3 protein-coding genes are annotated in these 2,874 nt (G+C 72.4%); all 3 read left to right on the top strand.

Going from position 1 to position 2,874, the window contains the following annotated elements; all coding sequences use genetic code 11:
• Positions 1-236: 236 nt before the first annotated feature.
• The 3 genes from ACZ7HQ_RS33700 to proC all read left to right on the top strand — a co-directional run bounded on the left by ACZ7HQ_RS33700 (position 237) and on the right by proC (position 2,695).
• A complete protein-coding gene (locus ACZ7HQ_RS33700) occupies positions 237-1,004 on the top strand; it encodes an ABC transporter ATP-binding protein (protein WP_470998315.1) in 768 nt (255 codons plus the stop codon).
• Positions 1,001-1,774, top strand: coding sequence for an ABC transporter permease (locus tag ACZ7HQ_RS33695; protein ID WP_470998312.1), 774 nt, complete (start codon positions 1,001-1,003; stop codon positions 1,772-1,774). The genes ACZ7HQ_RS33700 and ACZ7HQ_RS33695 overlap by 4 nt, the downstream gene beginning before the upstream one ends.
• Positions 1,775-1,882: 108 nt before the next feature.
• Positions 1,883-2,695, top strand: a complete 813-nt coding sequence (proC, locus tag ACZ7HQ_RS33690) for a pyrroline-5-carboxylate reductase (RefSeq protein ID WP_470998310.1) — start codon at positions 1,883-1,885, stop codon at positions 2,693-2,695.
• Positions 2,696-2,874: the final 179 nt, after the last annotated feature.

Below are 2,874 nucleotides of genomic sequence, written 5' to 3'. Positions count from 1 at the left end.
CGACTCTCTGGAGGAACCTCTACGACTTTCCTCTCCTTGCCCCCCCCCATCCTTGCCGTCTCCCCCCCCACCCCGTCTTCTATGGCGGCCCTGCCCCCCCCCCCCCCCCCCCCCCCCGCTTTTCCATGCCGTCCTCGCCGCCTTCCATGCCGCAGCCCGCCGCTTTCCATCCCACCGCCCTTGTTTCTGCGTCACCGCCCTTGACGGCCGGGCCTGCCGGGCCAATTATTCATCACATGATGAATTATGCCGTCCAGGCCGACGAGCTCACCGTCGTCCGCGGCCCCCGCACCGTCCTGCACCACCTCCGTTTCACCGTCCCCCGCGGCCAGATCACCGGCCTCCTCGGCCCCTCCGGCTGCGGCAAATCCACCCTCATGCGCGCCATCGTCGGCACCCAGGCCAAGGTCACCGGCACCCTGAACGTCCTCGGCCGACCGGCCGGCCACCCCGCCCTGCGCAGCCGCATCGGCTACGTCACCCAAGCCCCCTCCGTCTACGACGACCTGACCGTCCGCCAGAACCTCGAGTACTTCGCCGCGATCCTCGACCCCGGCCGCGCGGCCGCCGAACGCCGCCACGAACACGTCACCCGCGCCATTGCCGACGTCGACCTCACCAGCCACGCCGACGCACTCGCCGGCAACCTCTCCGGCGGCCAGCGCGGCCGCGTCTCCCTGGCCGTGGCCCTGCTCGGCGCCCCCGAACTGCTCGTCCTGGACGAACCCACCGTCGGTCTCGACCCCGTCCTGCGCCGCGACCTGTGGGTCCTCTTCCACGACATCGCCGCCACCCGCGGCGCGACCCTCCTCGTCTCCTCCCACGTCATGGACGAGGCCGAGCGCTGCCACCGCCTCCTCCTCATGCGCGGGGGCGAGATCCTCGCCGACGACACCCCCGACGCCCTGCAGACGCGCACCGGCACCGACACCGTCGAGGCCGCGTTCCTCCACCTCGTCGACGAAGCCGCCGCCGCACACCGCGCCCAGGAGACGACCCGATGAGCACGACCGCACCCGCCGCCCCCACCAGCACGCTCAACGCCTCGCGCACCACCGCCACCGCCGCCCGCGTCCTACGCCAGCTACGGCACGACCCCCGCACCATCGCGCTGCTGATCCTCATCCCGTGCCTGATGCTGATCCTGCTGCGCTACGTCTTCGACGCCATCCCCCGCACCTTCGACAACATCGGCGCATCCCTGCTCGGCATCTTCCCGCTGATCACGATGTTCCTGGTCACCTCCATCGCCACCCTGCGCGAACGCACCTCCGGCACCCTCGAACGCCTCCTCGCCATGCCCCTCGGCAAGGCCGACCTCATCGCCGGCTACGCCCTCGCCTTCGGCGCCCTCGCCATCGTCCAGTCCGCCCTCGCCACCGGACTGGCCGTCTGGCTGCTCGGCCTCGACGTCACCGGCTCACCTTGGCTGCTCCTCCTGGTCGCCCTCCTCGACGCCCTGCTCGGCACGGCCCTCGGACTCTTCGTCTCGGCCTTCGCGGCCTCGGAATTCCAGGCGGTCCAGTTCATGCCCGCGGTGATCTTTCCCCAGCTCCTCCTCTGCGGCCTGTTCACTCCCCGGTCCGACATGCACCCCGCCCTCACAGCCATCTCCGACGCCCTGCCGATGTCGTACGCCGTCGACGGCATGAACGAGGTCCTGCACCACACCGACATGACCGCGACCTTCGTACGGGACGTCGTGATCGTGGCCGGGTGCGCGTTGCTGGTGCTGGTCCTGGGCGCGGCAACTCTGCGGCGACGGACGGCATAGGCACCGCGGCACCCTGCCGGCGCGGGCAGGCGAAACCCGCCGCCGGCAACCGTTCCGCCCACCGGACGCGGGACCCGCACGGCTCACCCCGGTGCAAAACTGAACCCCATGAGCCAGAAAGTCGCAGTCCTCGGCACCGGCAAGATCGGCGAAGCCCTGCTCAGCGGAATGATCCGGGCCGGCTGGGCCCCCGCCGACCTCCTCGTCACCGCCCGCCGCCCCGAACGCGCCGAAGAACTCCGCGCCCGCTACGGAGTCACCCCGGTCCCCAACACCGAGGCCGCCAAGACCGCCGACACCCTCATCCTCACGGTCAAGCCGCAGGACATGGGCACCCTTCTGGACGAGCTGGCCCCGCACGTCCCCGCCGACCGCCTGGTCATCAGCGGTGCCGCCGGTATCCCCACCTCCTTTTTCGAGGAGCGCCTGGCGGCAGGCACCCCGGTCGTCCGCGTCATGACGAACACCCCGGCTCTCGTCGACGAGGCCATGTCCGTCATCTCGGCCGGCAGCCACGCCACCGAGCAGCACCTCGCCCACGCCGAGGAGATCTTCGGTGGCGTCGGCAAGACCCTCCGCGTCCCCGAGAGCCAGCAGGACGCCTGCACCGCCCTGTCCGGCTCCGGCCCCGCGTACTTCTTCTATCTGGTCGAGGCCATGACCGACGCCGGCATCCTGCTCGGCCTGCCCCGCGACAAGGCCCACGACCTCATCGTCCAGTCCGCCATCGGCGCCGCCGTGATGCTCCGCGACAGCGGTGAACACCCCGTCAAGCTGCGCGAGAACGTCACCTCCCCGGCCGGCACCACGATCAACGCCATCCGCGAACTGGAGAACCACGGCGTACGAGCCGCCCTCATCGCCGCCCTCGAAGCCGCCCGCGACCGCAGCCGCGAACTCGCCTCCGGCAAGAAGGACTGACCGGCGCCGGGGGTGGGGGGGGGGGGGGGGGGCGGCCCCCCCCCCCCCCCCCCCCCACCCCCCCCCCCCCCCCCCCACCCCACCCCCCCCCCCCCCCCCCCCCCCACCCCCCCCCCCCCAAACCCCCCCCCCCCCCCCCCCCCCCCCCCCCCCCCCCCCCCCCCCCCCCCCCCCCCACG

This window comes from Streptomyces sp. NPDC037290 (assembly GCF_055603245.1).
The sequence above is the reverse complement of the archived record's forward strand: the minus strand, read 5'-3'. Positions and strand labels throughout refer to the sequence as shown.

Excerpts from the sequence above, each read along its gene's own strand:
- ACZ7HQ_RS33700 (WP_470998315.1), top strand. The coding sequence starts at position 237 with ATGATGAATTATGCCGTCCAGGCCGACGAGCTCACCGTCGTCCGCGGC.
- ACZ7HQ_RS33695 (WP_470998312.1), top strand. The coding sequence starts at position 1,001 with ATGAGCACGACCGCACCCGCCGCCCCCACCAGCACGCTCAACGCCTCG.
- proC (WP_470998310.1), top strand. The coding sequence starts at position 1,883 with ATGAGCCAGAAAGTCGCAGTCCTCGGCACCGGCAAGATCGGCGAAGCC.